The sequence below is a fragment of the Methylobacter sp. S3L5C genome, assembly GCF_022788635.1.
In the GTDB taxonomy this organism is placed as follows: domain Bacteria; phylum Pseudomonadota; class Gammaproteobacteria; order Methylococcales; family Methylomonadaceae; genus Methylobacter_C.
Window position 1 is genome coordinate 2,557,568 of record NZ_CP076024.1, and the last position, 22,433, is coordinate 2,580,000.

At 44.3% G+C, this 22,433-nt stretch carries 23 protein-coding genes, 3 tRNA genes and 4 pseudogenes; 14 read left to right on the plus strand and 16 right to left on the minus strand.

The window, feature by feature from the left end; all coding sequences use genetic code 11:
- Nucleotides 1-135: 135 nt before the first annotated feature.
- From csrA to KKZ03_RS11405, 4 genes are all read left to right on the plus strand, one after another.
- Complete coding sequence (gene csrA / locus KKZ03_RS11390) at nucleotides 136-336, plus strand: carbon storage regulator CsrA (RefSeq protein ID WP_243216982.1); 201 nt, start codon at nucleotides 136-138, stop codon at nucleotides 334-336.
- Nucleotides 337-345: 9 nt separating this feature from the next.
- A tRNA-Ser gene (locus KKZ03_RS11395) sits at nucleotides 346-437 on the plus strand.
- A 72-nt stretch (nucleotides 438-509) separates the two neighbouring features.
- Nucleotides 510-586, plus strand: a tRNA-Arg gene (locus tag KKZ03_RS11400).
- A 19-nt stretch (nucleotides 587-605) separates the two neighbouring features.
- Nucleotides 606-681, plus strand: a tRNA-Asn gene (locus KKZ03_RS11405).
- A 266-nt stretch (nucleotides 682-947) separates the two neighbouring features.
- Here the strand turns inward: KKZ03_RS11405 and KKZ03_RS11410 are convergent.
- Nucleotides 948-1,283 carry a hypothetical protein gene (locus KKZ03_RS11410; protein ID WP_243216983.1) on the minus strand — a complete coding sequence of 112 codons (336 nt, stop codon included), beginning with the start codon at nucleotides 1,281-1,283 and terminating at the stop codon, nucleotides 948-950.
- 615 nt (nucleotides 1,284-1,898) lie between these two features.
- Between KKZ03_RS11410 and KKZ03_RS11415 the strand changes: the two genes are divergently transcribed.
- A complete protein-coding gene (locus KKZ03_RS11415; RefSeq protein ID WP_243216984.1) occupies nucleotides 1,899-2,036 on the plus strand; it encodes a hypothetical protein in 138 nt (45 codons plus the stop codon).
- A gap of 332 nt (nucleotides 2,037-2,368) precedes the next feature.
- Here KKZ03_RS11415 and KKZ03_RS11420 read toward each other — a convergent pair whose 3' ends face one another.
- The 10 genes from KKZ03_RS11420 to KKZ03_RS11465 form a co-directional block, all read right to left on the minus strand.
- Nucleotides 2,369-2,611: a Mor transcription activator family protein gene (locus tag KKZ03_RS11420; RefSeq protein ID WP_256451967.1), complete on the minus strand. Its 243-nt coding sequence runs from the start codon at nucleotides 2,609-2,611 to the stop codon at nucleotides 2,369-2,371.
- A gap of 234 nt (nucleotides 2,612-2,845) precedes the next feature.
- Nucleotides 2,846-3,235, minus strand: a complete 390-nt coding sequence (locus KKZ03_RS11425) for a hypothetical protein (protein WP_243216986.1) — start codon at nucleotides 3,233-3,235, stop codon at nucleotides 2,846-2,848.
- Between the two features lie 145 nt (nucleotides 3,236-3,380).
- Nucleotides 3,381-4,907, minus strand: a complete 1,527-nt coding sequence (locus KKZ03_RS11430; protein WP_243216987.1) for a phage/plasmid primase, P4 family — start codon at nucleotides 4,905-4,907, stop codon at nucleotides 3,381-3,383.
- Entirely contained in the window at nucleotides 4,897-5,325 is a 429-nt protein-coding gene (locus KKZ03_RS11435; protein WP_243216988.1) for a hypothetical protein, read from the minus strand. Before KKZ03_RS11435 ends, KKZ03_RS11430 begins: the two co-directional genes overlap by 11 nt.
- Nucleotides 5,322-5,501, minus strand: a complete 180-nt coding sequence (locus KKZ03_RS11440; RefSeq protein ID WP_243216989.1) for a hypothetical protein — start codon at nucleotides 5,499-5,501, stop codon at nucleotides 5,322-5,324. The genes KKZ03_RS11435 and KKZ03_RS11440 overlap by 4 nt, the downstream gene beginning before the upstream one ends.
- On the minus strand, nucleotides 5,501-5,734 hold the full coding sequence (locus KKZ03_RS11445) for a helix-turn-helix domain-containing protein (protein ID WP_243216990.1): 234 nt from the start codon (nucleotides 5,732-5,734) through the stop codon (nucleotides 5,501-5,503). The genes KKZ03_RS11440 and KKZ03_RS11445 overlap by 1 nt, the downstream gene beginning before the upstream one ends.
- A complete protein-coding gene (locus tag KKZ03_RS11450) occupies nucleotides 5,731-5,892 on the minus strand; it encodes a hypothetical protein (RefSeq protein ID WP_243216991.1) in 162 nt (53 codons plus the stop codon). Before KKZ03_RS11450 ends, KKZ03_RS11445 begins: the two co-directional genes overlap by 4 nt.
- On the minus strand, nucleotides 5,889-6,104 hold the full coding sequence (locus tag KKZ03_RS11455; RefSeq protein WP_243216992.1) for a helix-turn-helix domain-containing protein: 216 nt from the start codon (nucleotides 6,102-6,104) through the stop codon (nucleotides 5,889-5,891). Before KKZ03_RS11455 ends, KKZ03_RS11450 begins: the two co-directional genes overlap by 4 nt.
- Nucleotides 6,105-6,230: 126 nt before the next feature.
- A complete protein-coding gene (locus KKZ03_RS11460) occupies nucleotides 6,231-6,788 on the minus strand; it encodes a hypothetical protein (RefSeq protein WP_243216993.1) in 558 nt (185 codons plus the stop codon).
- 100 nt (nucleotides 6,789-6,888) lie between these two features.
- Nucleotides 6,889-8,079 (minus strand): integrase arm-type DNA-binding domain-containing protein, encoded by a 1,191-nt coding sequence (locus KKZ03_RS11465; protein ID WP_243216994.1) that lies wholly within the window; start codon nucleotides 8,077-8,079, stop codon nucleotides 6,889-6,891.
- Between the two features lie 956 nt (nucleotides 8,080-9,035).
- Here KKZ03_RS11465 and KKZ03_RS21790 point away from each other — a divergent pair.
- The 5 genes and pseudogenes from KKZ03_RS21790 (at nucleotide 9,036) to ltrA (ending at nucleotide 12,767) form a co-directional block, all read left to right on the plus strand.
- Nucleotides 9,036-9,167 carry a hypothetical protein gene (locus tag KKZ03_RS21790; protein WP_256451968.1) on the plus strand — a complete coding sequence of 44 codons (132 nt, stop codon included), beginning with the start codon at nucleotides 9,036-9,038 and terminating at the stop codon, nucleotides 9,165-9,167.
- A 56-nt stretch (nucleotides 9,168-9,223) separates the two neighbouring features.
- Nucleotides 9,224-10,359, plus strand: a protein-coding gene (locus KKZ03_RS11470; protein ID WP_243216995.1) for an IS630 family transposase whose coding sequence is annotated in 2 segments (ribosomal slippage) — nucleotides 9,224-9,653 and nucleotides 9,653-10,359 — 1,137 coding nt in all. Because the reading frame shifts where the segments join, the coding sequence is not laid out codon by codon here.
- Between the two features lie 199 nt (nucleotides 10,360-10,558).
- Nucleotides 10,559-11,305 (plus strand): annotated as a pseudogene (locus KKZ03_RS11475) (IS3 family transposase); the annotation flags it as partial.
- 150 nt (nucleotides 11,306-11,455) lie between these two features.
- A complete protein-coding gene (locus KKZ03_RS11480) occupies nucleotides 11,456-11,830 on the plus strand; it encodes a hypothetical protein (protein ID WP_243216996.1) in 375 nt (124 codons plus the stop codon).
- Nucleotides 11,814-12,767 (plus strand): group II intron reverse transcriptase/maturase, encoded by a 954-nt coding sequence (ltrA, locus tag KKZ03_RS11485; RefSeq protein WP_243216997.1) that lies wholly within the window; start codon nucleotides 11,814-11,816, stop codon nucleotides 12,765-12,767. Before KKZ03_RS11480 ends, ltrA begins: the two co-directional genes overlap by 17 nt.
- A 131-nt stretch (nucleotides 12,768-12,898) precedes the next feature.
- Here the strand turns inward: ltrA and KKZ03_RS11490 are convergent.
- The 3 genes and pseudogenes from KKZ03_RS11490 to istA all read right to left on the minus strand — a co-directional run bounded on the left by KKZ03_RS11490 (nucleotide 12,899) and on the right by istA (nucleotide 16,890).
- Nucleotides 12,899-14,424: pseudogene (locus KKZ03_RS11490) on the minus strand (IS3 family transposase).
- 90 nt (nucleotides 14,425-14,514) lie between these two features.
- Nucleotides 14,515-15,270, minus strand: coding sequence for an IS21-like element helper ATPase IstB (istB, locus tag KKZ03_RS11495; RefSeq protein ID WP_243216998.1), 756 nt, complete (start codon nucleotides 15,268-15,270; stop codon nucleotides 14,515-14,517).
- 77 nt (nucleotides 15,271-15,347) lie between these two features.
- Nucleotides 15,348-16,890 (minus strand): annotated as a pseudogene (istA, locus tag KKZ03_RS11500) (IS21 family transposase).
- A 397-nt stretch (nucleotides 16,891-17,287) separates the two neighbouring features.
- Between istA and KKZ03_RS22030 the strand changes: the two are divergent.
- Nucleotides 17,288-17,461, plus strand: a pseudogene (locus tag KKZ03_RS22030) (IS3 family transposase); the annotation flags it as partial.
- A gap of 411 nt (nucleotides 17,462-17,872) precedes the next feature.
- On the opposite strand, the gene KKZ03_RS11505 reads toward KKZ03_RS22030, so the two are convergent.
- Both KKZ03_RS11505 and KKZ03_RS11510 read right to left on the minus strand, forming a co-directional pair.
- A complete protein-coding gene (locus KKZ03_RS11505; RefSeq protein WP_243216999.1) occupies nucleotides 17,873-18,250 on the minus strand; it encodes a type II toxin-antitoxin system PemK/MazF family toxin in 378 nt (125 codons plus the stop codon).
- Complete coding sequence (locus KKZ03_RS11510; protein ID WP_243217000.1) at nucleotides 18,244-18,498, minus strand: AbrB/MazE/SpoVT family DNA-binding domain-containing protein; 255 nt, start codon at nucleotides 18,496-18,498, stop codon at nucleotides 18,244-18,246. Before KKZ03_RS11510 ends, KKZ03_RS11505 begins: the two co-directional genes overlap by 7 nt.
- A gap of 395 nt (nucleotides 18,499-18,893) precedes the next feature.
- On the opposite strand from KKZ03_RS11510, the gene KKZ03_RS11515 reads away from it, so the two are divergent.
- From KKZ03_RS11515 to KKZ03_RS11525, 3 genes are all read left to right on the plus strand, one after another.
- On the plus strand, nucleotides 18,894-19,283 hold the full coding sequence (locus tag KKZ03_RS11515) for a hypothetical protein (protein WP_243217001.1): 390 nt from the start codon (nucleotides 18,894-18,896) through the stop codon (nucleotides 19,281-19,283).
- Nucleotides 19,284-20,050: 767 nt separating this feature from the next.
- The gene (locus KKZ03_RS11520; protein ID WP_243217002.1) at nucleotides 20,051-20,929 is read left to right on the plus strand and encodes a tyrosine-type recombinase/integrase; all 879 of its coding nucleotides are present in this window, start codon (nucleotides 20,051-20,053) and stop codon (nucleotides 20,927-20,929) included.
- 11 nt (nucleotides 20,930-20,940) lie between these two features.
- Entirely contained in the window at nucleotides 20,941-22,137 is a 1,197-nt protein-coding gene (locus KKZ03_RS11525; RefSeq protein WP_243217003.1) for an IS91 family transposase, read from the plus strand.
- Nucleotides 22,138-22,433 lie beyond the last annotated feature (296 nt).

Genomic DNA, 22,433 nt, shown 5'->3' on the forward strand with positions numbered 1-22,433 from the left:
GTACGCGAACCTATTGTTTCTTGCGCTATGGCATGATTTTTAGGTTTTATTTAAATGAAAAACTGATATACTGTCGAATCTAAGTCAGACGTTGTGTAAGAACATTTAGTTTTAATACATATTTAGGGAGAAACCATGCTTATATTGACTCGTCGAGTAGGTGAGACTTTAATGATTGGTGATGAGGTCACTGTCACTGTCCTTGGAGTGAAAGGAAATCAGGTTCGTATAGGTGTTAATGCACCAAAAGATGTATCTGTTCATAGAGAAGAAATTTACGAAAGAATTAAAAAAGAACAAGCTGAGTCTGTAAGTTCCAACGATTCCGAAGAGTAAACTGTTTTAGGAGAGATGGCCGAGCGGCTGAAGGCGCTCCCCTGCTAAGGGAGTATGGGCTTTAACTCCCATCGAGGGTTCGAATCCCTCTCTCTCCACCATTTTAAAATGTCACATTTTTAATTAAAAGTTGACATAAAAGCTTCAAAGAAAGATAATAACTAGCTCAATAAGCGCCCGTAGCTCAGCTGGATAGAGTAATCGGCTACGAACCGATCGGTCGGGAGTTCAAATCTCTCCGGGCGCACCATTGGACTTACCAAGTTTATTCCCCTGTAGCTCAGTTGGTAGAGCGGGTGACTGTTAATCACTAGGTCGGCGGTTCGAGCCCGTCCGGGGGAGCCAAATAAATCAAGGGCTTAGAGTAAAATCTAAGCCCTTTTTTTTGCCTAAAATATTTCGGGTCATGGCAGGGTCATGTTTGCCGGGCAATCCATTAGATATTACGCCAAATATTATCCGTTTATTTATCGGCAATCGTTGCCAAAACATCAGGCACAAAAAAGCCCCACCGAAGCAGGGCTGTTATTTTGTTTTATGGCTGATTGTTTAGTTTTTCTGAAAAATCAGCACAGCCAAAGGCATTTACAGTACTGCGAATATCCTTTATTTCATTCAGCGCCGACCGTGGCTTTATGACTTACCGCCGCGTCGTGGGCTTCTACCACCGCGTAAATATCATTAAGCCCCATCACGACCGACTTTAAAGCCCAGAACACCTCTTCTGGGTCTATTTGGCTTATGTGGCTCTCCAAGTGCAACATCGAAACCATCGACAATACGCCCTTAGACCGCATTACCATCACGTCGATAGTTTCGCGGAGTTGATCTGTGCAAGTGGCATCGTATTTTAAATTGGCGTGGTTGCTGCAATGTAGCCGGTGGCTAAAATCAGGATTGAATGTGGGCTGTTGCTCTGCTTGAGCTGTTTGGTTAGTATTGTTCATTTGCTGAGATTCCTTTATAAGGTAATCCGCACCAATACCGGAATAGTATGGTGTCGGGCTGGATTAGGTTGGCGTAACGGCATAAAGTCCGTCCAGTCTTGCGACTGCCTAACCCAACTCGACATAAAGACGTGCTGAATTTTGCACAATAAAAAACCGCTTAAGCGGCAATGTGCCTTTATGTAGTATAGACGCCAATCTATAAACTTCAATGTGTGAAGTTACCGAATTGTAGGTTATGGATTACTAAGCTGTCAATAAATAAAAAGTCCGGTATTTCTTAATCCATCATTCACGGATTGCATGCATAAAGTTGGTCATTATGGGCCTGTATCTGTTGACTAATATACTTTGAAGCGGTCACGATGGGCGGTCACCATGCGCCCATCATGCGCTCATCATGGGACGCTAGACCTTGTTTATACTCAATTCATGCGCCCATCATGCTCTCGTTATGGTGAATGTCTATAATGCGTCTACAATGGTAATTAAGCCAGCGTCCATGCTACGATTTACCGTCCATCATGGTATTGGGTATCTATGTCAATTAGTGCGCTCACTTAGCTGTAAATCTGTATGTTGAGTGGTGTTAGGTTATATAAAATATGGATAAAGATGGGCTATGAAGAAATTGAAATATTTGAATATGGATTTGCAGAGCTTACAGAATCAGAGGCAAATTATCTCATCCGTGCAGAATCGTTTGAGTCCATTAGAAATAAAATCATTGAGACAGCGAAGCAAGGACAATAATAAAGCCATTTTTAATATATTAAAGGCAGTTTAACTACCTATTTATATGACCACCATAACCCTTTAGAAGCTATGAAGAAATTGAAATATTTAGATTCGACTACCTTACCGAATCAGAAACCAAGTACATCATCAACTCAAAGAAGAATGTTAACGAAATCAGAAATAGAATCATTGCAGAAAGACAAAAGGGACTCTTTTGAAAAAATAAATAAAATATTTGATGAAATGGGTGTGTTTTAGAGACCAAGTGGCTCAACATAACCATTAACCCTTGCCGCGCCTGTGATTAGGTGGCTCAACTTGGCGGCACGTTTAGCGTCACGAACCGGCTAAAAAGGTTTTTTGCAGATAAAAAATATTCTCCTTATATTGATTCTATATTTCTCTGATAATTGCCGGGCACTTGCCCCACCTAGCCGATCTAATCTAATTTTTTGATTACGAATTTTATTTGTCCCAGCTATATATTTTGGTATATAGATTCGCGTCCCACCGTAGACCTCAAAAATTTTCATAGCTGCATCATGTCCAATAGTCTCAATAATTTCTTGTGCTAATGTTTGCATCTGCATGAGATTCCTATTTTTAGTGTCGAGAAATAGCCATTATCTCATGAAGCACCTATTGCGATCTGTCACTATTATTAGATCACGCGGTTTTTCGCTTGCTCTCACATTGACCTGAGATAATTTCCCCAACTCACCCACCAATGGTGTATGTTGAAATAGGAACGGGGGAAAATTCCCACTCCTGCATGTTACCCAACAATACTTGAGATAAACAGGACGCGCGGTTTTATGGGGTTCCTATACTCTGCTGATTTTAGATAAGAATCGCTTAATGTCGGCATCTACTGAATTAAGCAGTAACAACCAATCAGTATCACCAAATGTCTCACCTTCGGCCTGTAGCGCAGACATTAAGACCAATGTATTACGGTCTATAAAATCAAAGTCCTGATAAGCCCATGCTTCAATATAATCAATTAGTGCGTCCTCACAATCCAGCCAGTTAGAGTTGGCGACAATAAGTAATTTATCCTTTATGTCTTCCGATGTGTGCGCCCGGTAAAGCGAAAGTTTAGTTATCTGCTCTGACACAAGGCTAGCGTCTTTAAAGTCGCCAAGCGTAAGTTTTTGGACACCTACCAGTATTTCTCTGGTTAATTTAGTAATTCTTTCTTGTTCGATATTCATTTGTTTAAATCCTGTTTGAATGGGGTTTTAATTAAATCAGGCGGGATAGGCGGGATAAAAGGCGTTTTAGCCTTAAGCTCTATATATTATATTTCCGTGGGGTTATAGGTAAAACAGTGTTTATCCCGCCTATCCCGCCTGATTATTAAAAATTTGCTACATAAGCATTATTTACGCTAAAAATTACAGACAATCCTGACCATCTGATTACGCTGTTCGACCTTCTGCTATTAAACCCTCTTTCACTGAGTTTGCGCCCTAATGCAATATTGCTATAGGGTCTTAACCCGTTATCAATACAATGAGTTTTATAACTGACATAAACATCTGTGCCGATTGCTTCATTATGTGGCGACAATTCGCAGCACTCAGATAGCCAAGCCCCGACAAGGTCCTGCTCCTCCTGATAACTGCCTGTTGCTTCCAGAATAGTTTTAGGCGTATCGGATAACCCGCGTTTCTGCCAATCAAGACAGCCCTCGACCATCCACGCTAAAATATGTGGTGCTTCTGCCTTCAATTTATCAGCCAGTCCTGCATCTCGTTCCTCTGGCTTAAATATGCGCTTAAACGGTATCAGCCGAACGCGCCGCCATATTCCGTAATCGTTGCCCTTGATAATGGGCTTGTGGTTTCCCAAGAGAGTTAATTTAAATTGCGGCAAAAATTGGAACGGATCACATCGAAGTTTTCTAACCGTCATTGCATCACCACTAACCAGGCCCTTAACCAAGCTTTCAGCAAGGGCTTGCCCGTCCTCGGTTTCTGCACATATCGCCATTCTTGCACCTACCAATTCGGCAAGGTCTGGACTTGGGGCCCCTGCATCACGTTTGGAATCAGTCAAGGTTTCCGAAGCGATAGCACGAGCGTAGTCCAAAAGGATATAACGTAGAATGTCACCAAAAACTGATTTTCCATTAGCTCCAGCTCCGAAACAAAATATAAAAATTTGCTCCGAAGTTGCACCAGTCAGTGAGTAGCCGCACCAGCGTTTTAACCAATCAACAAGATCTGCATCATCATCAAATATCTGATTTAAAAATGCTTGCCAGCGTATCGCCTTTGACGCTTCCCCAAGTTCTGAAACATTTAATGATTTAGTAATCAAGTCTGATTGTTGCGCAGGTCGTGCCACTCCGGTTTTAAGGTCAATGACTTGTTTGGCGTGGTCAAATCCCACCTTGAACAAATCGGCATCGACTAACGCCAATGGTAGGCGCACTGTCGAAAAGTCCGAAAGCATTGATACGCTGGCCAGTACGGTTCTTTCTGTCTGGCTTGTTCTCGACCACTTGGCGAAAAATTCAGCGTTGGCAAGATGATTAGACCCCTCGTTGTAAATTTGCAGTGGTAACTTTGCCGCTAACCGCCTAACCTCTGCCCCGTCTACATCCCAATTCCACGCCCCATCCCGCCAATGTAGCCACGCCTTAGCATCGTGAACATAATGAAGGTTTCCGCTATGAGCATCGCTTAGGCGCTCGGCATTGCCTAACTCGGATAATGCGCGGGTGTTATGAGTGCCGTCTCTGACGTTTGAGCTGGGTAGCGTTGGCACACTGAAAAGTTGCTGTTTAACCGGGAATTGTAAATTTTCATGCTGACTATAATTTTCATAGTCCGGCATCGTTGAATAATCAACTTCATAATCAATTTCATCAGGCAACATGGGCAAGCCCCTTTTTAGGATGATACGTTTTAAGGCTCTCTCGATTTGTCACCCATTGCTGTTTGTCTCGGTAGAAATATTTAATAGGTTGGTCATGATTAACAAACATTGGCATGACTGAGACGCTTAATGCACCCGATCTTAATAGGCACTTAACAACCTGCATGATAAATTCAGCGGTTGGGCCTACGTCCCACTCGATCAAACAAATACAATTATTGACAGCCCAGGTTAACTTTTCTGGTTCGATCTGCTCCGGCCCCAATACCAGCGCGGAAAAATTAGAGTGCTTATTCCAGCTTTCAGCATTAGTAAAGCAATCTCCGGCAATGCAGACAATCACTAATTCCGGTTTATTGTTCCATCGTAGACGTGCTGCCAACGCTTCGCCATGTATCGGGAATATTAATGGCTTCATGGTTGCGCCCTTTGAGGCTCGTCAATCTCTGATATTTTGCCAGCACAAACAAGCACACCATCTTTATCAGTAATGCTTACTCGAATGGTTATGAAGTCAGATTCTTTAAAATCGGCATTTGAAAGTGATCGTTTGAGCCTATTGGAAATATGGTCTATTTTGGCATCAATGGTCATTACACATCACCTACTTGAGCCAGCAATACATAAGAAGCAATACGGTGTCTAGCTTTGCCATTATCGGCAATTGTCCAGTGAGTTACGATGTTGTGGCCCTGCTGCTTTAGCTCAAATATACGCGCGGCTGGGGCCATAATATCCAAATCTTTACGGGCTTCCAGCGTACTAAGTGGGCGCAGTAGCAACCAAGCCAGCACGATAGCTCTTTGTGTTTTTGCATCGTTTTTCATAGTGAAGCACCTACCAGCAAATCAACAGCAAAGACAAATGCCAGTATATCGACTGCAAGTGCAAAGCCCATTAGTGCGGCTTTTAGTTCGTTAATGGTGAATGTATAATAAGTATGTAGTTTTGAAATGTCGCACTTCTCCGGTGCGGCAATCTTCATGCTACACCGCCTTGAACATGCTTTTCTATCCACTCTCTTAAATCTTTTGTCCTGTATCGGACATTACGACCAATCTTAATAAAAGGAATGTTGTGTTCACCAGTAGAGCGCCATTTGATTAATGACTTTTCAGGTGTACAAATAAGTATTGATGCTTCGGAAGTATCGACGATGATATTTTCGTCTAATGAAATGCTACGGGTTTTTGCCATAAATAATAACCACTCTCTTTATTGAAATAGTGGTTAGTTTGGCGAAAGGTGGCAGGGGTAGAAAGCCCGCTACTAGCAGTCTGTACGCTGTGCCGGTAAACTGTACGCTGTGCCAGCAGGAGGTATTTACTTTTTTTCTTTTAGGTAGTTGCTTATATATTCCCTCGCTTTTCTGAATGATATTGGCTGTTGGTTAGTTAGCTCCATAGCCGCTTTATCTTTTTCGCCAGCCTGATATTTTTTATCTAAGCTATTGATGCGGGCTTCATGTGTCAATTTATAGTAATCAATACAGCCATTCTTTATCGATCTATTTTCAGCGTTTCTTTTTATGGCCTTATTAGACGCGCTTATTTTTACAAATAAATTTCGTGTGCTCATTCCCTGGGCATACCCAAGATGCTCATGTGCTGACAATAAACAATCTAAAGACTTTTCTTCGTTCTCAATAAGTTCTTGCCCCATGCTTTTTTTATATATCCTTTGCTGTTCTGTAAGCTCAACATCATCGCATTGGGTAGCGTCATACCATAGTAACCCTTCGCAGCACTTTAAATAAGACTGTACCAAATATCCGTAAGGTTGATGGTTAAATTCTTTTTCTTTATCTGTTGGCTTTTCATCTTCAAGTCTTTTTTTCAAAAGGTCTCTTAAATTAATCAGCTTTTGTGTTATTAAGTTCATGGCAAACACTCCATTAAGGTGCAGCATTACGAAAGGATTAACCGGAAACAAGGTAATGAGTCTTGCTTATCGCTCCGTCGAGCTATCCGGTTAAATTTGATTATACCGCCTTTAAAATACTGACAACATTTTCAGCATCAGGGGTAACGTGTTGATGAATGTAATCAGCAATTTTAAACGTAGCTGATTTTAAGGTTTTTGTTTCTGGATTGATATAACCGCCAGTAACATCACCATCAGTTTTATGATTGGCCAGTGCCTTCAATAATGAGAAGGGAATCATGGATGCTTCGCCAATCGTTAAAAAGGTGCGCTTTAGGTCATGGCTTGAAAAATCAATTCCGGTTTCTTTGCAAACTTGAGCAATGGGCTTTTTTGGGATATTCATAACGCCGTCGCTGGAATCACCCGGAAACAAATATTGATTGTCGCCAGTTAGCGCTTGAAGTCCTCTTAAGTATGGTTTTATTTGTGGCGCAATGTACGCGGTAAAATCAGAATGGTTTTTGGTATCGCGGGTAATGAAACAATCATTTTTAAAGTCTATGTCCTTCCACTCCAGATAACGAACATCCTGATCTCGTAGGCCAGTATGGAGCAGGAGCAATAAATAAACTTTTGCCTTTTCATTGTCCAGTTTTATAACTGCCTCGAACCAATCCTTCAAGCTGTCGCTGGGTATCATTCTTTTTTTGCGGGTCGGTGTACTCCATAAGCTACCATCCCGTAGAACATCAACCGGGTTTTCATCCAGTGCCTTTAGCGTAACGACTGCATAACGCATTAATAAGCGTAGTACCCTGAGTTTATTGTCTCTGCCACCTTCAAGCTGTTTTCTTCTAGTTAACACCATATCACGGCTGATCTCGTTGATAGGCTTCCCCAGCCAATCGGAAAAACCCTGATTAACTTTTTTGGTGTAGTCCAGAATGGATGCTTCTCTTAAATCGGTTTTATCGGACAGGTAATTATTTAATAATTCTTGCAGGGTAATCCCTCGTAGCTTCTGCTTGCGTTTCTCGTTGGTGGGATTGATACCTTGTGCCAGCTCTGTTAATGCTGCCTGTGCCTTTTTTCGAGCGTCGCTTACTGTCATATCCGGGAAACGTCCCAATGTGACGCGCTGCATGGTTTTACCTGTCCACTTGAGCAGAACAAAGGACTTTACACCCGTACTACTTACACGGCATGTTAGCTTCGGAACATCAATATCATAATAGTCAGTGCGTCCCTTTGCTGGGGTAGGTAGGTTTTTAATTCGGTCTTGAGTAAAGCCAATTTTTTCAGCCATTTTTTGTTCTCCAAATAATATATAAACATGGCACGGTGATTTCGTTCACCCGGTCTAAAAGCACATCACCCTGTCTAAAATGAGGTTTTTTTGCTTAAAAGGTTAAAATCTCGGGTCATGGCCGGGTCATGTTTTAAACCGTGTTTAGAGCATTTTAGAGAATACTAGAGTAATGTCAAGCAATGTGACAAGTCCAGTAATTACAAGGCTTTCAGGGGTTTATTGTAGATAATTCGGGAGCTGTAGAAGTGGTGGGCTGGGTAACTGTTAATCACTAGGTCGGCGGTTCGAGCCCGTCCGGGGGAGCCAGATAAATCAAGGGTTTAGCGTAAAAACTAAGCCCTTTTTTTTGCCTAAAATTTCCCACGTGCCACTCACGTGCCAGTTGAAAATAAATTGCCGTCTAAATCACCGCAATACCTGTCAGTATTTCAGGCATAAAAAACCTTATAGTTACGGTTCTCTGTGTCGTCTTGTAAATAAATACAAGCCTTGCTGTATAGCCGTTATGTAGATACTTTCAAAAAACAAAAATCCAATCCGGCAAAATTAAATCTGTTCCCTGCTGGAGGGCTACCCACCACCACCGCACCCCGTCAAACCGATTTTTGCACAGCTTTATCTTTACAGATTAATCCAGACTCCCGACGACCAACTTCACAGAAGACCCCCCGTCATGTAAAGAACTGTAAACCCAAAATAATTTTTATAATTTCCGGTAGTTTTGTAAAACCCGCTATACAGGAAACACCCCCACTCATTTATTCAGGGACTCCGGTATTATAAATTTTTCACTACAATTTTACCGGCATGAAGGACAGCATTTAAGTAGTCGGCGTTTACTTTGCACATAGGGCAATCATTTCGTCACTTAACATCCTAATTATCTGATTTGAAATGGTTTAATTAAACAGGACACTTCTAAAGACAGCTTTATAATGTCAACAGAGGTGAATATGAGTAATAAAACTAAGCAAAAACGACCCAATTACACGATTGAATTTAAACAAGATGCGGCCAAGTTAGTTAATGAAAAAGGCTATACACAAAAGCAAGCAGCCGATAATCTAGTACTCAGTCAGCGTTGATATGTCGAATAATAGTCCCCATATAATATCTTTTACTTTGACATAAATAAACACCATTGAAAAAGAAATACATAGTACGACTAACGGAAGATGAACGCGCTTATTTGGGGAATTTGATCCATACTGGAAAAGTGGCCGCTCATAAAAGGTTACACGCTGAAATACTACTCAAAGCGGATATTAGCGAGTTAGGCGAAAAATGGCTGGACCGGCCAATAAGTGAAGCTTTTGGTATTTCAAGACGTACCGTTGAACGAGTCCGGGAGCGACTGGTTCAAGAAGGCTTGGAATCGGCTTTAAACCGGGCAAAGTCAATTCGGGTTAGAAGTCGTACTATTGATGGAGAGAATGAAGCCCGTTTGATCGCATTAAGTTGTGGCGATGCACCTGAAGGGCGTAGCCGCTGGACATTACGTTTACTTGGACAGAAGATGGTTGAGCTGGGTTATATTGAAAGTGTATCGCATGAAACTATCCGGCAAACCTTAAAAAAAACGAATTAAAACCCTGGCAAAATAAAGAGTGGTGTATTCCGGCTAAAAAAAATGCTGAGTTTGTTTGTGCTATGGAAAATACGCTTGAGGTTTACAAGCGACCTTATGATGAAGCGCAACCACTGATTTGCATGGATGAAAGCAGCAAGCAACAGATTAAAGACACGCGAACACCAATACCGGTAAAGCCTGGCACGGTCGCTCGGTACGACACGGAATATGAGCGTAATGGCGTGAGCAATGTTTTTATGTTTTTTGAACCCTTGCAAGGCAAACGGTTTGTTGAGGTGACCAATCAAAGAACAGCCATTGACTGGGCGCATCAAATACGTAACCTGGTTGATGTCCATTACCCGCAGGCTAAACGTATTACCCTGGTTATCGATAATCTGAATACCCATACTGGTGCCTCTTTATATAAGGCCTTTGAGCCAAAAGAGGCGAGAAGAATTCTTGAAAAACTAGAAATACACTACACGCCCAAGCATGGCAGTTGGTTAAATATGGCCGAGATAGAATTAAGCATCCTGTCACGGCAATGTATGGATCGCCGTATTCCAGATCAAGAAACTTTAAAAACAGAAATTTCTGCGTGGCAAGAAAAAAGAAATACTATTGCTCGGCCTATGAAATGGCGGTTTACCACGGAGGATGCACGGATAAAACTGAAGAAACTTTATCCGACATTATCAGATTGACTGAGTACTAGGTATTTCCCTTAGCGCCATTGGGCGATGGGTGAGAGCCGAACAAAGATCGCCGTCACCATCGGCGGCCAAGAAAAGCGTTTTGAACTTAATCGATCAAGATGAGTTAACGCGCTTACGCAAAGAAGTTGAACAATTGCGAATGGAGCGCGAGATATTACAAGGTGCCCTTTAGGGTAAAAAAGGCCGCAGTCTTCTTTGCGAAAGAACTCCAATAAAATACGGTTTTATTCGAGAGCAACAGAAGACTTTTCCAGTTACCGTGCTATGTAAAGTAATGCAGGTTAGTACCAGCGCCTTTTATGCGTGGGCGAAAATGCCTGAAGATACTGACAAAAAAATACGCCAAAAACAGTTTGAAGCTAAGGCGATTGAGCTATTTGGAGAAAACAAGAACGTTTACGGTTCTCGCCGTTTATCGGAAGCTTTTATAAAAGAAGATATTCAGGTCGGGCGCTATAAAGCAAGGCAATTGATGAAAAAATTGGGCTTAAAACCACGCTACCAAAAACGTTTCCAAGTGACTACAGATAGCGATCATAATGAGACGATTGCTCCCAATCTGTTAAACAGGCAATTTGATGTTGCTGCGCCCAATAAGGTTTGGACGACCGATATTACTTACGTCTGGACTCTTGAAGGCTGGCTGTACGTCGCGATTGTCGTTGATTTATTTTCCAGGCAAGTAGTGGGCTGGTCCATTGCCGATAACATGCGTACCTCACTGTGTGTTAATGCCTTACAAATGGCGTTTTGGCGGCGAAAACCTGAACCAGGCTTGGTGCATCATTCGGATCGGGGTAGCCAGTATGCTAGCCATGAATACCGAAGTCATTTAGGAATAATGAAGATGCAACAGAGTATGAGCCATAAAGGTAATTATTGGGATAATGGTGTGCCACGAAGGATTCAAGAAGGACGAAGTCTTTTTTTTTGAATACTTGCTGTGTAGGAGATGAGGGTTGGCCCCTCGAAGTCTGGTTACAGGACTCGGCTTCAAACCACCACGAGCTGCTGTAGTCAAAAGCTATGGTAGTGAGCGTCGTTGGAAAAGGCACGTTTAAAGTGTCAGGTGAGGATCAAGAAGATGAACGAAAGTGAACAGTCGATGACATGTCGAAAAGCAATTAAACTAACGTCAAAACCGAGTAGAGTTATTGACTCGGGACAAATCCAGACAGCACCTGTTTATGGGCTGGGTGGCGTTCGGTGTAGAGGCTGCATGATCTTGATTCAGGCTCTTATGTGGAACGTGGGAACCTACTGGTTTAATGTTAAGGGAAGAGAAGTGATGAAATTAAGTTACTTTGCAAGTACCAATGTAAACCAGAGGGGCGGAGCAACTCGTAGTAGTGATGAAGCGACTGTAATGGGCGTGGAGCAAAGGGGTTGCGTTATTTGGTCAAACCTAGCTGTCAACCAAATAATGGGAGGAGCAGTTAATTTTGGCAAAGTCATTTAATTTATCTAAAAAAGAGGTGTGGGACGCCTATTTATCTGTCAAAGCCAATAAAGGCTCTGCAGGTATTGATGGGCAAACAATGGAGGATTTTGAGTCTGAATTGAAAAACAATTTGTATAAAATCTGGAATCGACTGTCATCAGGAAGTTATTTCCCTCCACCCGTAAGGCGTGTAGAGATTCCGAAGTCTAATGGTCAGGTACGGCCACTAGGAATACCAACCATTTCGGACAGAATTGCACAAATGGTCATTAAGAAACGTTTGGAACCCCTTGTGGAACCTTACTTTCACCCTGATTCGTATGGGTATCGTCCGGGAAAATCAGCGCTTGACGCCATAGCGAAAGCCCGTGAGCGGTGCTGGAGAGATGACTGGGTTTTAGATATGGATATTAAAGGATTCTTTGATGCTTTAGATCATGCATTAGTATTGAGAGGCGTATCAAAATTTACTCAGTGTAAATGGACACTGCTTTACATCGAACGTTGGTTAAAAGCCGATGTCATTCTCCCAAATGGTGAGCTATTGCAACGTACGCAAGGCACTCCACAAGGGGGCGTGATTAGTCCGTTACTGGCAAATATATTTCTTCATCTTGGCTTTGATCAATGGATGCACAAAGAATTTCCCTGCATTCATTTTGAAAGATATGCTGACGATATTGTAGTGCATTGTCGCAGTCAGAAGCAGCTGGAATATATTGAAAGTAAAATAAAAGTACGATTTACTCAATGTAAACTTGAGCTTTGCCCAGAGAAAACCAAGATTGTTTATTGCAAGGATACTAACCGTAATGGGGATTATCCAATTCAGAGCTTTGATTTTCTGGGTTACACATTCAGACCAAGAAGTAGTCGGAGCCGTGATGGCAGGTTTTTCGTTAGTTTTTCACCTGCTGTAAGTCGTAAAGCGTTAAAAGCTGCGTATTCTGTTTAATTTGAACACTAATTCTGGTTGAACTTGAACACCTAAAACCCGGTAATTGTCAATGTAGTTGTCGCATCGACGGTTAAATCTTACTCTGGTTTGTTTTCTGAATAATCACTTCCTTGATAGCATTTTTTTGTTTAGGCCTTGTCTGGGTTAAGGTGGACTGTCTGGATTTTTCCCCAATTACGGGAGCTTCCAGTCCAGCGTTGCGGATGTTTAGCACGTGCTGCTTTGTAGACGGCTTTACGGTTATCCAGAAGCTTGTCGTCCAAGCCTTCATGACGTTGTGCTGGTGTAACAAAGCGGATAGCGCTGTGACGATGCTCATGGTTGTACCATTCCACTAAGCTTGTGACCCACTGACGCGCTTCCGTAACATCGGCGAACGGCTTTAGCGGATAGTTAGGACGATATTTCAAGGTCTTAAACAGCGATTCTGAGTACGGATTATCGTTGCTAACCGATGGCCGACTAAACGAAGGCATGACACCAAGCTGTTGCAAGGTCGCCAGCATAGTCGATCCCTTCATTGGGCTGCCGTTGTCAGAATGCAGGATAAGCTGTTCTGCCTGTATACCTTCACGATGACAAAGATCACGTAACAATTCGCCAGCCAAGGCGCTGTTTTCTTCTTCATATACCTGCCAACCGACGATCTTTCGGCTGAAAATATCAACAAATAGATACAGATAGAAAAACTGTCCACGGATCAGTGATGGCAGATAAGTAATGTCCCAACTGTACAGTTGATTAGGTGCTGTAGCACAGACCGCGCGCGGCTTGGTGCGTATTTGAACTGGCCGTTCGCTACGCCGATGGGTAAGCTGTTTTTCCTCGCGCAGGATGCGATAGAAGGTCGACTCAGACGCCAGATAGCTGCCTTGGTCGGCCAGTCGTGGCACGATCTGACTCGGTGGCAGATGACCAAATTCATCTGAATTGGCGAGTGTCAGCACCTCGGTGCGCTCGATTGCTGTTAGTTTGTGTGGCGGTTGATAGTCACGCAAAGGGCGTTGATCGCAGTGAATCGTCTCACCGGTCTGCCAGCGTTGCAAGGTCCGTTCGCTCAGGCCCAGCACCTCACAGGCTTTAGCTTTGCGAGCCCCCGCTGTTACCGATTCATTCAGTAAAACAATCACTTGCTTGCGCTCTTCGTGGGGAGTCATTCGACCTCTCCCCCCAAGAGCGCACGGAACTTTTTTTGCAGCACCAACAGCGCTGCGGCCTCTGCCAAGGCCTTGTCTTTACGTAATAATTCGCGCTCAAGAGTTTGGTTTTCTTCTTTCAATGTACGTAAAATCCGCGCTTCTTCACGTTTGCCTACTGAGTCACCCTGGCTACAAAAATCTGTTTTCCACTGCTCCAGTTGATGAATAAAAACGCCGCGTTCACGACACCAGGCATTTAAGTCTTCACCGATCAAATTATAGGTTTTTTGTAAAGCGGTAAAACGTTCTTCAGAACTCCAATCCTCGGGACGCTTTGATTTCCGGGGTGCAGGTTTGACGTTCTGTTCCTTCTGTTTCATCCAAGCCTTCAAGGTTGTTAAATGGATATTCAATTCGTTTGCGACGGACTGAACTGATTGGTCATTACCACGATTGTATACTTTTACCAGGGCCTGCTCTCTGAAGCCTACTGAATACCTTTTATATTTTTTCATTTTGAATCTCAAATTTTATTTTTTCTTAAAATTTGAGGCGACAACTATTCTGACGCAGGGGGAACCTAACGCATCAGTGGAAGTGAATTTTTACTCCAAGTGTTCAACTTGGGTCAAGGAATTCATTTTTTTTCGCATCGATTCGCCTTGTAAATTCATCCGGTGGGCGTTGTGCATTAGCCGATCTAAAATGGCGTCGGCCAAGGTATTATCACCAATTGCTTCATACCATTGTTCTGTCGGCAATTGGCTGATAATGATGGTTGCTGACTGCTCATAACGATCATCCATGATTTCCATTAAATCATTTCGAGTGGCCGCACTCAAAGGCTCCAAGCCCCAATCATCAATAATTAGCACATCCAGACCGGCTATCGCTTTTAGCAATTTACTGTAGCTACCGTCGGCTTTGGCCTGTGTCAAGGCAAGGATCAGCCGCGGAAGCCGGTAATATCTTACGCTGTAACCTTTCAGACAAGCTTGATGACCGAGTGCGCAAGCGATATAAGTTTTGCCCGTGCCACAAGGGCCAGTCAACAACAGGTTCTGGGCTTTTTTTAACCAGTCACACATCAGCAATGAGGCCATTTGAGACTTCTGTAAGCCTCTACTGCTTTGATAATCAATATCTTTGGCATACGCCTTGAGTTTGAACTGCGCAGCGCGTGTTAAACGCTCTTGTTTACGCTGATTACGCTGCTGTTCTTCATGATTGACTAATAATTGCAGGCGTTCGGCAAAGGCTAAGCCTTCATGGGTACCAGGTTGGTCCAACTGGGTTTGCAGCGCAGCGGCCATACCGATTAGTTTTAATTGGCGTAGTTGGCTGAGAGTGGTTTCAATCATGTTAATGTCCTATGTTTTAAGGAGAGATATGAGTAAGCAGAGCCTTCTTAAACCCTGCTTGCTCAACGCTTTAGGGCTTAGTGGAAGCTCTTTGCACCACGAATGTTGACATGGTTCTGAGGCAATAACGACAGTTGTACCGGCGCTGTCTCAGGCAGTTTATCTCTGTTACTTTGTAAAATGGCTTTCACGTTTTTCAATTTGAACAGGGCTTCTTGGTTGGCGATCGCACAGGCTTTGTTTAAGCGCTCGGCGGCGTAAGTTCGGTTGAGGCTTAATAAGCCCAGACAGACACGGTAAGCCTGCTCTGGATTGTAACTGCCCCTTCACCCACACCAGCACCTCAGGCCCTATTGATTGCGCCCAGTTCATTAACCGTCCTGGCGTCCATTGTTGATGTTGGGCATGCTGTTCCGGCATATGCCCTGGTTCGGTGGTCATGCCTGGGCCCCCTGGGTAATATTTGCGAACATGAGTAGCAATGCGGTTGTGGTGAAAATAGACCTCAATCAGTTTGTCACCGGCATGGAGTTCCACTTGTTCGCCTACGCAGTGATGTGGCACCGAGTACAGGTGCTGGTCGTAGATCAGGTGATAATCGATGTTGACACGAGCCTTTTTGATATCGGTGTACTGGTAAGCGTACTTGGGTAGCGGCGACAGGGCCGGTCGATCCAGCGTTTCAAACCACTGTTGACGACAGCCTGGCATTTGCTTGAAGAGTTTTAGATTCAGCTCGGTCAATAAGGCACTGATACAGTGATTCAGCTCTGCCAGCGAGAAAAAAGCTTGATGGCGCAACTTGGCCATAATCCAGCGTTCGACCAATAAAACACCGGCCTCCGCTTTAGCTTTATCTTTGGGCTTATAGGGCCTGGCAGGCATCACCGCGACAGAATAATGGGCTGCCAACTGTTGATAGCTGGGATTGAGTTCAGGGTCGTAACGACAGGCTTTAGTCACCCCGCTTTTTAGATTATCAGGGATCAACATAACGGGTGTACCGCCAAAAAACTCAAAGGCCCGTACATGGCTGCCCAGCCAATCCGGTAGGCTTTGACTCCAGGTCGCTTCGGCAAAGGTATAGTTGGAGGCACCCAACACCGCCACGAAGATCTGCGCGGTGCGAATTTCGCCGGTTGACGCGCAGACCACGGGCATCGTGGGCCCTGCATAATCGATAAACAATTTATCACCAGCGCGATGGGTCTGCCGCATGGAACGTTTTTGTTTCTTTCGCCAGTCAGCATAGCGGGCACAGAACTGCGAGTAACTATAGCAACGGTTCGGGTACTGCTGGGTATATTCCTCCCAGAGCAACTGTTTGGTCAGGCCTTTTTTCTTTAACTCCATATGGACATCTGTCCAGATCGGCTCTTGAAATTTAGCGGAAGGCTGAGCATCCGATTTGGGGTAAAACTTCAGAGCTAAAGCTTGATCATCGCAATCTTCCGGTAGCGGCCAGGTTATATTTAGCTGTGCGGCCAGTTTCAAGATGTTTTGGATACTGCCAATACTGATTTTGGTGCTGGCACTGATTTGTCGGATACTTAATTTCGCGCTGTAGCTGAGTCTGAGTACTTCTCGTAATTTTCGCATTGCTGTTCTCTTCGCTGACATATTCTTTCCATAAAAGGCGGAAAGGATAGTCTGATTGAATAAACAATGCGTTAGGCGGGATTCTGGCAATCTGAACAGCCATTCTGGCAACTTGAACACTGATTCTGGAAAAACCCAGAAAAGTGTTCAGCTTGAAACCAGAATCAGTGTTCAAATTAAATCAGAATAGGTGTTCAGCTTGGATCAGAATGACTGTTCAGGTTGAGCCAGAATATGCACTGGTGAATGGTTGCGAAAATTGTACTTAGAAAATCTATTGTTGTTTGCACATTGGCGAGTTTGGAATTGGATGGCTAAATAACAAGAGCCGTATGAGTCGAGAGGCTCACGTACGGTTCTGTGAGAAACTGAAGGGGGCAGTTCCCTTCGGTTTACTCGACCGCCGACCGAGCGATTTTTTCGAAGCTTAAAACATGAACAACTAAACTACGAAAAATTCAAAGCTAAAGAGGCGGCAAAGCTGAGTATTATTGATTATTTGGCGTTTTATAATGGCAAACGATTGCATTCAACATTAGGCTACCAATCTCCGCTGGAATTTGAACGGGAATTTTACAAGAAGACTGCTTAAGAAAGTGTCCGGTTTTACTTGACCATTACACCTGATCGGGGATTAGTGAAATGCTGCGAGCAGCATCGTCATCATTTCCCGATTGGAGGACTTTGTAAATATCCCAGCGAGGACGAGGAGCCCGTAATTACCGCGTTAGCGGTTTAGTACAATGTCGTATAGCGGTCGTTCAGCGCACCTCAAAAAATCGTCGTTTACGTGTAAATTAATCTCTAATAGCATTTAGCCCAGCTAGAATGTTAGCTGTAGCAATCTCGAAATATCATGGGTGGCGCTTGGCGTATCTCCCCACAAGCTAAGGCTGTTATTTGATCGATGATTTTGTTACGATCCGCCGCTACTATGCCTTGAGCAATTTCATTACAAGCCTTGCATTGATTCGGTAATAGGCCAACTATTTTTTACCCATTTTTAAGCCAGCTGAATAATTTGATTGAGCTGCTCGCAAACTTCAATAAAAAAGTCATCCTGCAATTTTCCCAAAGGATGCGGTTTTGCAGCACGTATTCGCCAATCGAAAGATTTGGGTTGATGACAAAGTACGTAACTGGTTTTTTCAAGCTTACGACCTGAAGCTTTACCAACAGCAACTGCAAAAGGATTATCCGAATTATAGGCGGCTGTGGTCATCGGTAACCCAATAACCAAGGATGTTTTGTTGTTAAAAATTTGCGGTGATAACACCAAAAAAGGATGAATATCACGCATTTCTTGCCCGACTTGAGGGTTACAATCAATCCAGATGATGTCTTGACGATCAGGTAACCAAACGCCGGTTTTTTTTACCATTGTTCTGCGCCTAACCTTTCTTGTACCGCCATGGCTTCACCGCCGTGCCGTTTAGGGTCAAAAGCAGCCAAGCGCTGTTCCAGCGTCAACGGTTTATTGATTATCGGGGTAATAATAATCTGACCTTCGGCAACGGTTAAGCGTACGCTTTGATGGGCTTTTAGATGAGCCTCGCGGGCAATAGCTACCGGTAAGCGTACCCCTAAATTATTTCCCCACTGTTTTATATCTAACACAACTTCAGTCATAACAGAACCCTTCAATAATATATATTTATACATTAGTTTAAACATATCTAGCTGCTTGTTCAATAAATATTGCTACCAACCATCCTTTACTGATGACAATTTGAAAAATATTATTAGCGATATGCCTTTGCTTGAGCCGGAAGCGAGTTTTAATAAAGCAAGGCCGTAAGACGGATTAAAAGTTGGGCGCATTAGCGTAGCGTATTGCGCCGAAGGATTAAAGTTCAACATTCGGCGAAATACCCTACGCTATTGACGCCTTGCATATTAGACCTTGCTGCGTTCAGTTCACATATACATCAGACGAGAATACATTAGGGCGCTTATTAATATAATCGGTCGGGGCTCTAGTGTTACAATGCCAACTCTTAAAAACGACCCATAAGGTTTTTGCCATGCGATCTAAAATACTTTTTGTTTCTGCTTTAATGCTTTTTTCTTTTTCTTCAGTTGCTGACGTTCCTTTAACTCAAGCCGATATTTTAGGTACTTGGCAAATTGATAAAGAGTCTCTTCAGAGTGACGGCAGTAAATCAAGAAGCTTAAACAGTACTTGGACTTTTAAAAATGATGGAACCATAGATGGTGTTTCCCAAGACTCTGATGCTCATGCTCGAGCTGATACACTTCGTGCTTCGCTTAATTATTCGATTGAAGACGGTAAATTGCTTAAGCAGGCTGCTCCTGGCCGTTCAAAAATGGAAACGTGCATGGCTGTCGAGAAAGAAAACAATAAAATGGTTCTTAAATGCCAAACTATTTACTTTTTTATGTCTAAAAAATAAGCATGGTAGGCTGCGTAGCAATGCTGTGAAGTTATAAAAGCAAAATATTAATGGGATTGTATTTAGGCATCGCCGGTTAACACCAGCTATTTTGTGCCTACTGAATATCTTTTTAGCGCTTTTTTCTGTACTACCAATACCGCTTGGGTAATAAATGGTTCAGAAAATGAATTACTTTTGTTAATTCGTTTTAACAAAAGTAACCTGAACTGCTCTGCTGATAAATGCCAAAATTTGACTGCCGAGATCGTCAGCAGTCGGCCCCTATGTATAGATATGTTTCATTTCGACTTGTACCCCTTGCGCTACTTAACATTGCTGGTAGCGCTCTATACATAGTTACAGTGCCTGATCAACCATCATCTGGGGGATTTAGCAGTACATTTTTGTGTCGGATTTATGGAATTACCCCATTTCCTTTTCCTTCACCGCGAAGTTGGCCAACGACTGAATGAAAGTGAGAAGAATTTATACAATTTCCTGAGTCTGGTGGATTTCCCACTTCAGAACACCAGCGAAACTATGTAAAGCTAATAGGTTTAAATTTTGCTGTAAACCAATGAAATAGCGCTTCGCAGCATGTAACCATCTACACACTATACATAGTTGACTACTATACTATACATAGGGGTCGCTGTACTAAACCGCTAACGCGGTAGTTGCGGGCTTCTGGTTCTCACTAAGAGATTTACAAAATACTCCACTCGGAGAATGATAACGGTGCTGCTTACAGCATTTCATTCACCCTCCCGATCAGGAGATTTGCCATGACTCATTTACGTCAGCGGATGATCGAAGACATGGGTATCCGCAACCTTGCCGATAATACCCAATCGGCCTACCTGCAACAGATTCTCTCTTACGCAGAACATTTTCACTGCTCGCCAGAAAAACTCGGCCCGGAAGCGGTTCGCACCTACCAGCTCTATTTGACGAATACCCGCAGGCTGTCGCCGAGCAGTATCAGTGTCGCCACCGGCGCATTGCGATTTTTGTACAAAATCACCCTAAAGCGCGACTGGGCAGTCAATGAAATTCCGATACCCAAGCGGCCCTTCAAGCTCCCGGTGATTCTCAGTCGTGAGGAAGTCATGCACTTCCTCGGTTCGATCGACAGCCTCAAGCATCGAACAATTCTCATGACGGCTTACGCAGCTGGATTGCGGGTCTCCGAAGCGATCCATCTCAAGGTTACCGACATCGACAGCCAACGCATGACGCTACGTGTTGATCAAGGTAAAGGGCGTAAGGATCGCTACGTTATGCTCTCGCCGCGCTTGCTCGAGGTGTTGCGGGCCTACTGGAAAGCCCTGCGTCCGGCGCTGTGGTTATTTCCGGGTGATCTGATTGGTCAGCCTATTACCCGGAATGCCGTCGAATTGGCCTGCCAGAAAGCCCACCGTGCTTCAGGAATAGCCAAGCCTATTACTCCGCACTCGCTAAGGCATGCGTTTGCCACGCACTTACTGGAATCCGGCACCGATATACGTACCATTCAACTGCTGTTGGGTCATCGCAGTCTGGCCACCACCTCGCGTTACCTGAAGGTTGCCACCACTACCGTGTGTGCTACCGCCAGTCCCTTTGACTGCTTACCGCAGGTTACAGGCCCTGCGGTAACCTCTGTGTCACCCGCTTATTTCTGATGAGGTGAGTAATGGGTACCTCCGGACTCGAGGTAGCGGATATCTTTCGCCAGGCCGGCCCTGCCTATCGCCAGCAATACACGGAGTCTCTCAGTCGTGGGCAACGCTGTGTGATGAGTGCGATCGAGCGTTGCCGCACCGCCGCTCTCGGCGGCCATGTTGAGCAGTGCGATAGCTGCGGCCATCAGCGTATTGCCTACAACAGTTGCCGTAATCGGCACTGTCCTAAATGCCAGTCACTGGTCCGCATGCAATGGCTGGAAGATCGCCAGGCCGACCTCCTGCCCGTTGACTACTTCCACGTTGTCTTTACGCTGCCCGAGGTCATCGCCGCGATTGCGTACCAGAATAAAGCCGTGGTCTACGATATCTTGTTTCACGCCACCGCCGATACTTTGCGCACGATCGCGGCTACTCCCAAGCACTTGGGCGCGGAAATCGGCTTCATCGCGCTACTGCATACTTGGGGTCAGAATTTGCAGCATCACCCGCATTTGCATTGTGTCGTTCCGGGCGGTGGCTTAAGTGCCGATGGTGAGCGCTGGATCGCCTGTCGTCCTGGCTTCTTCTTACCAGTGCGCGTACTTTCACGACTATTTCGCCGATTGTTTCTGGAGCAATTGCAGGCTGCTTTTGATGCCGGGCAGTTGCACTTTTTTAACGCACTTGAAGCGCTGCAGAATCCCGATACCTTTGCCCGGCATCTGACTCCGGTACGACAGGTCAAGTGGGTAGTTTACGCCAAGCCACCGTTTGGTGGCCCTCAGCACGTCCTCGCGTATCTTGGTCGCTATACGCATCGAGTAGCCATTGCCAATCATCGTTTGATCGATTACATCGATGGGAAGATCCGCTTTCACTGGAAGGATTATCGACATGACTCGCGCCAGAAGGTGATGTCTCTGGATGCCAATGAGTTCATTCGTCGCTTCCTGCTGCATGTACTGCCCAGCGGGTTTCAGCGGATCCGGCATTACGGCCTTCTTGCCAATCGCTATCGGGCGGTTAAGCTGGCTCGCTGCCGACAGTTGCTCAACGCCCAGGCTCCCGCTATCAAACTCTCCGATACCGCGTTAGACTATCGCGATCGGTACCAACAACTCACCGGTAAATCGCTACGTGATTGTCCGAAGTGTGGCCATGGACACATGATTTGTATCGAAACCTTCCTGCCGGGAACCCTGCCACGCGGACCTCCAGGAGCGTAGTCATGATAGCTCTCTTAATAATGTTGCTGAACGTTTCCGGAATAAGCAAGCGGAACGGTAGACTTGCTTTGGTCAGCGCAGGCAAAGTCTGCGCTAATACGCTTATATCGAGGTTGTTTTTCCCATTAAATTACGAATTACGGCTGTTCAATATCCGGATACCCTGCCAGAAATTAATGCGCAAACGTTGGCTGTATGCTTTTTTCCTCTGCCAGCAGTCCACCTCCATGATACAGCTCTGATTCAATTCCCATAGCACCACGGCCAGTGCAGCGGTTCAGTACACACAGCGGTCA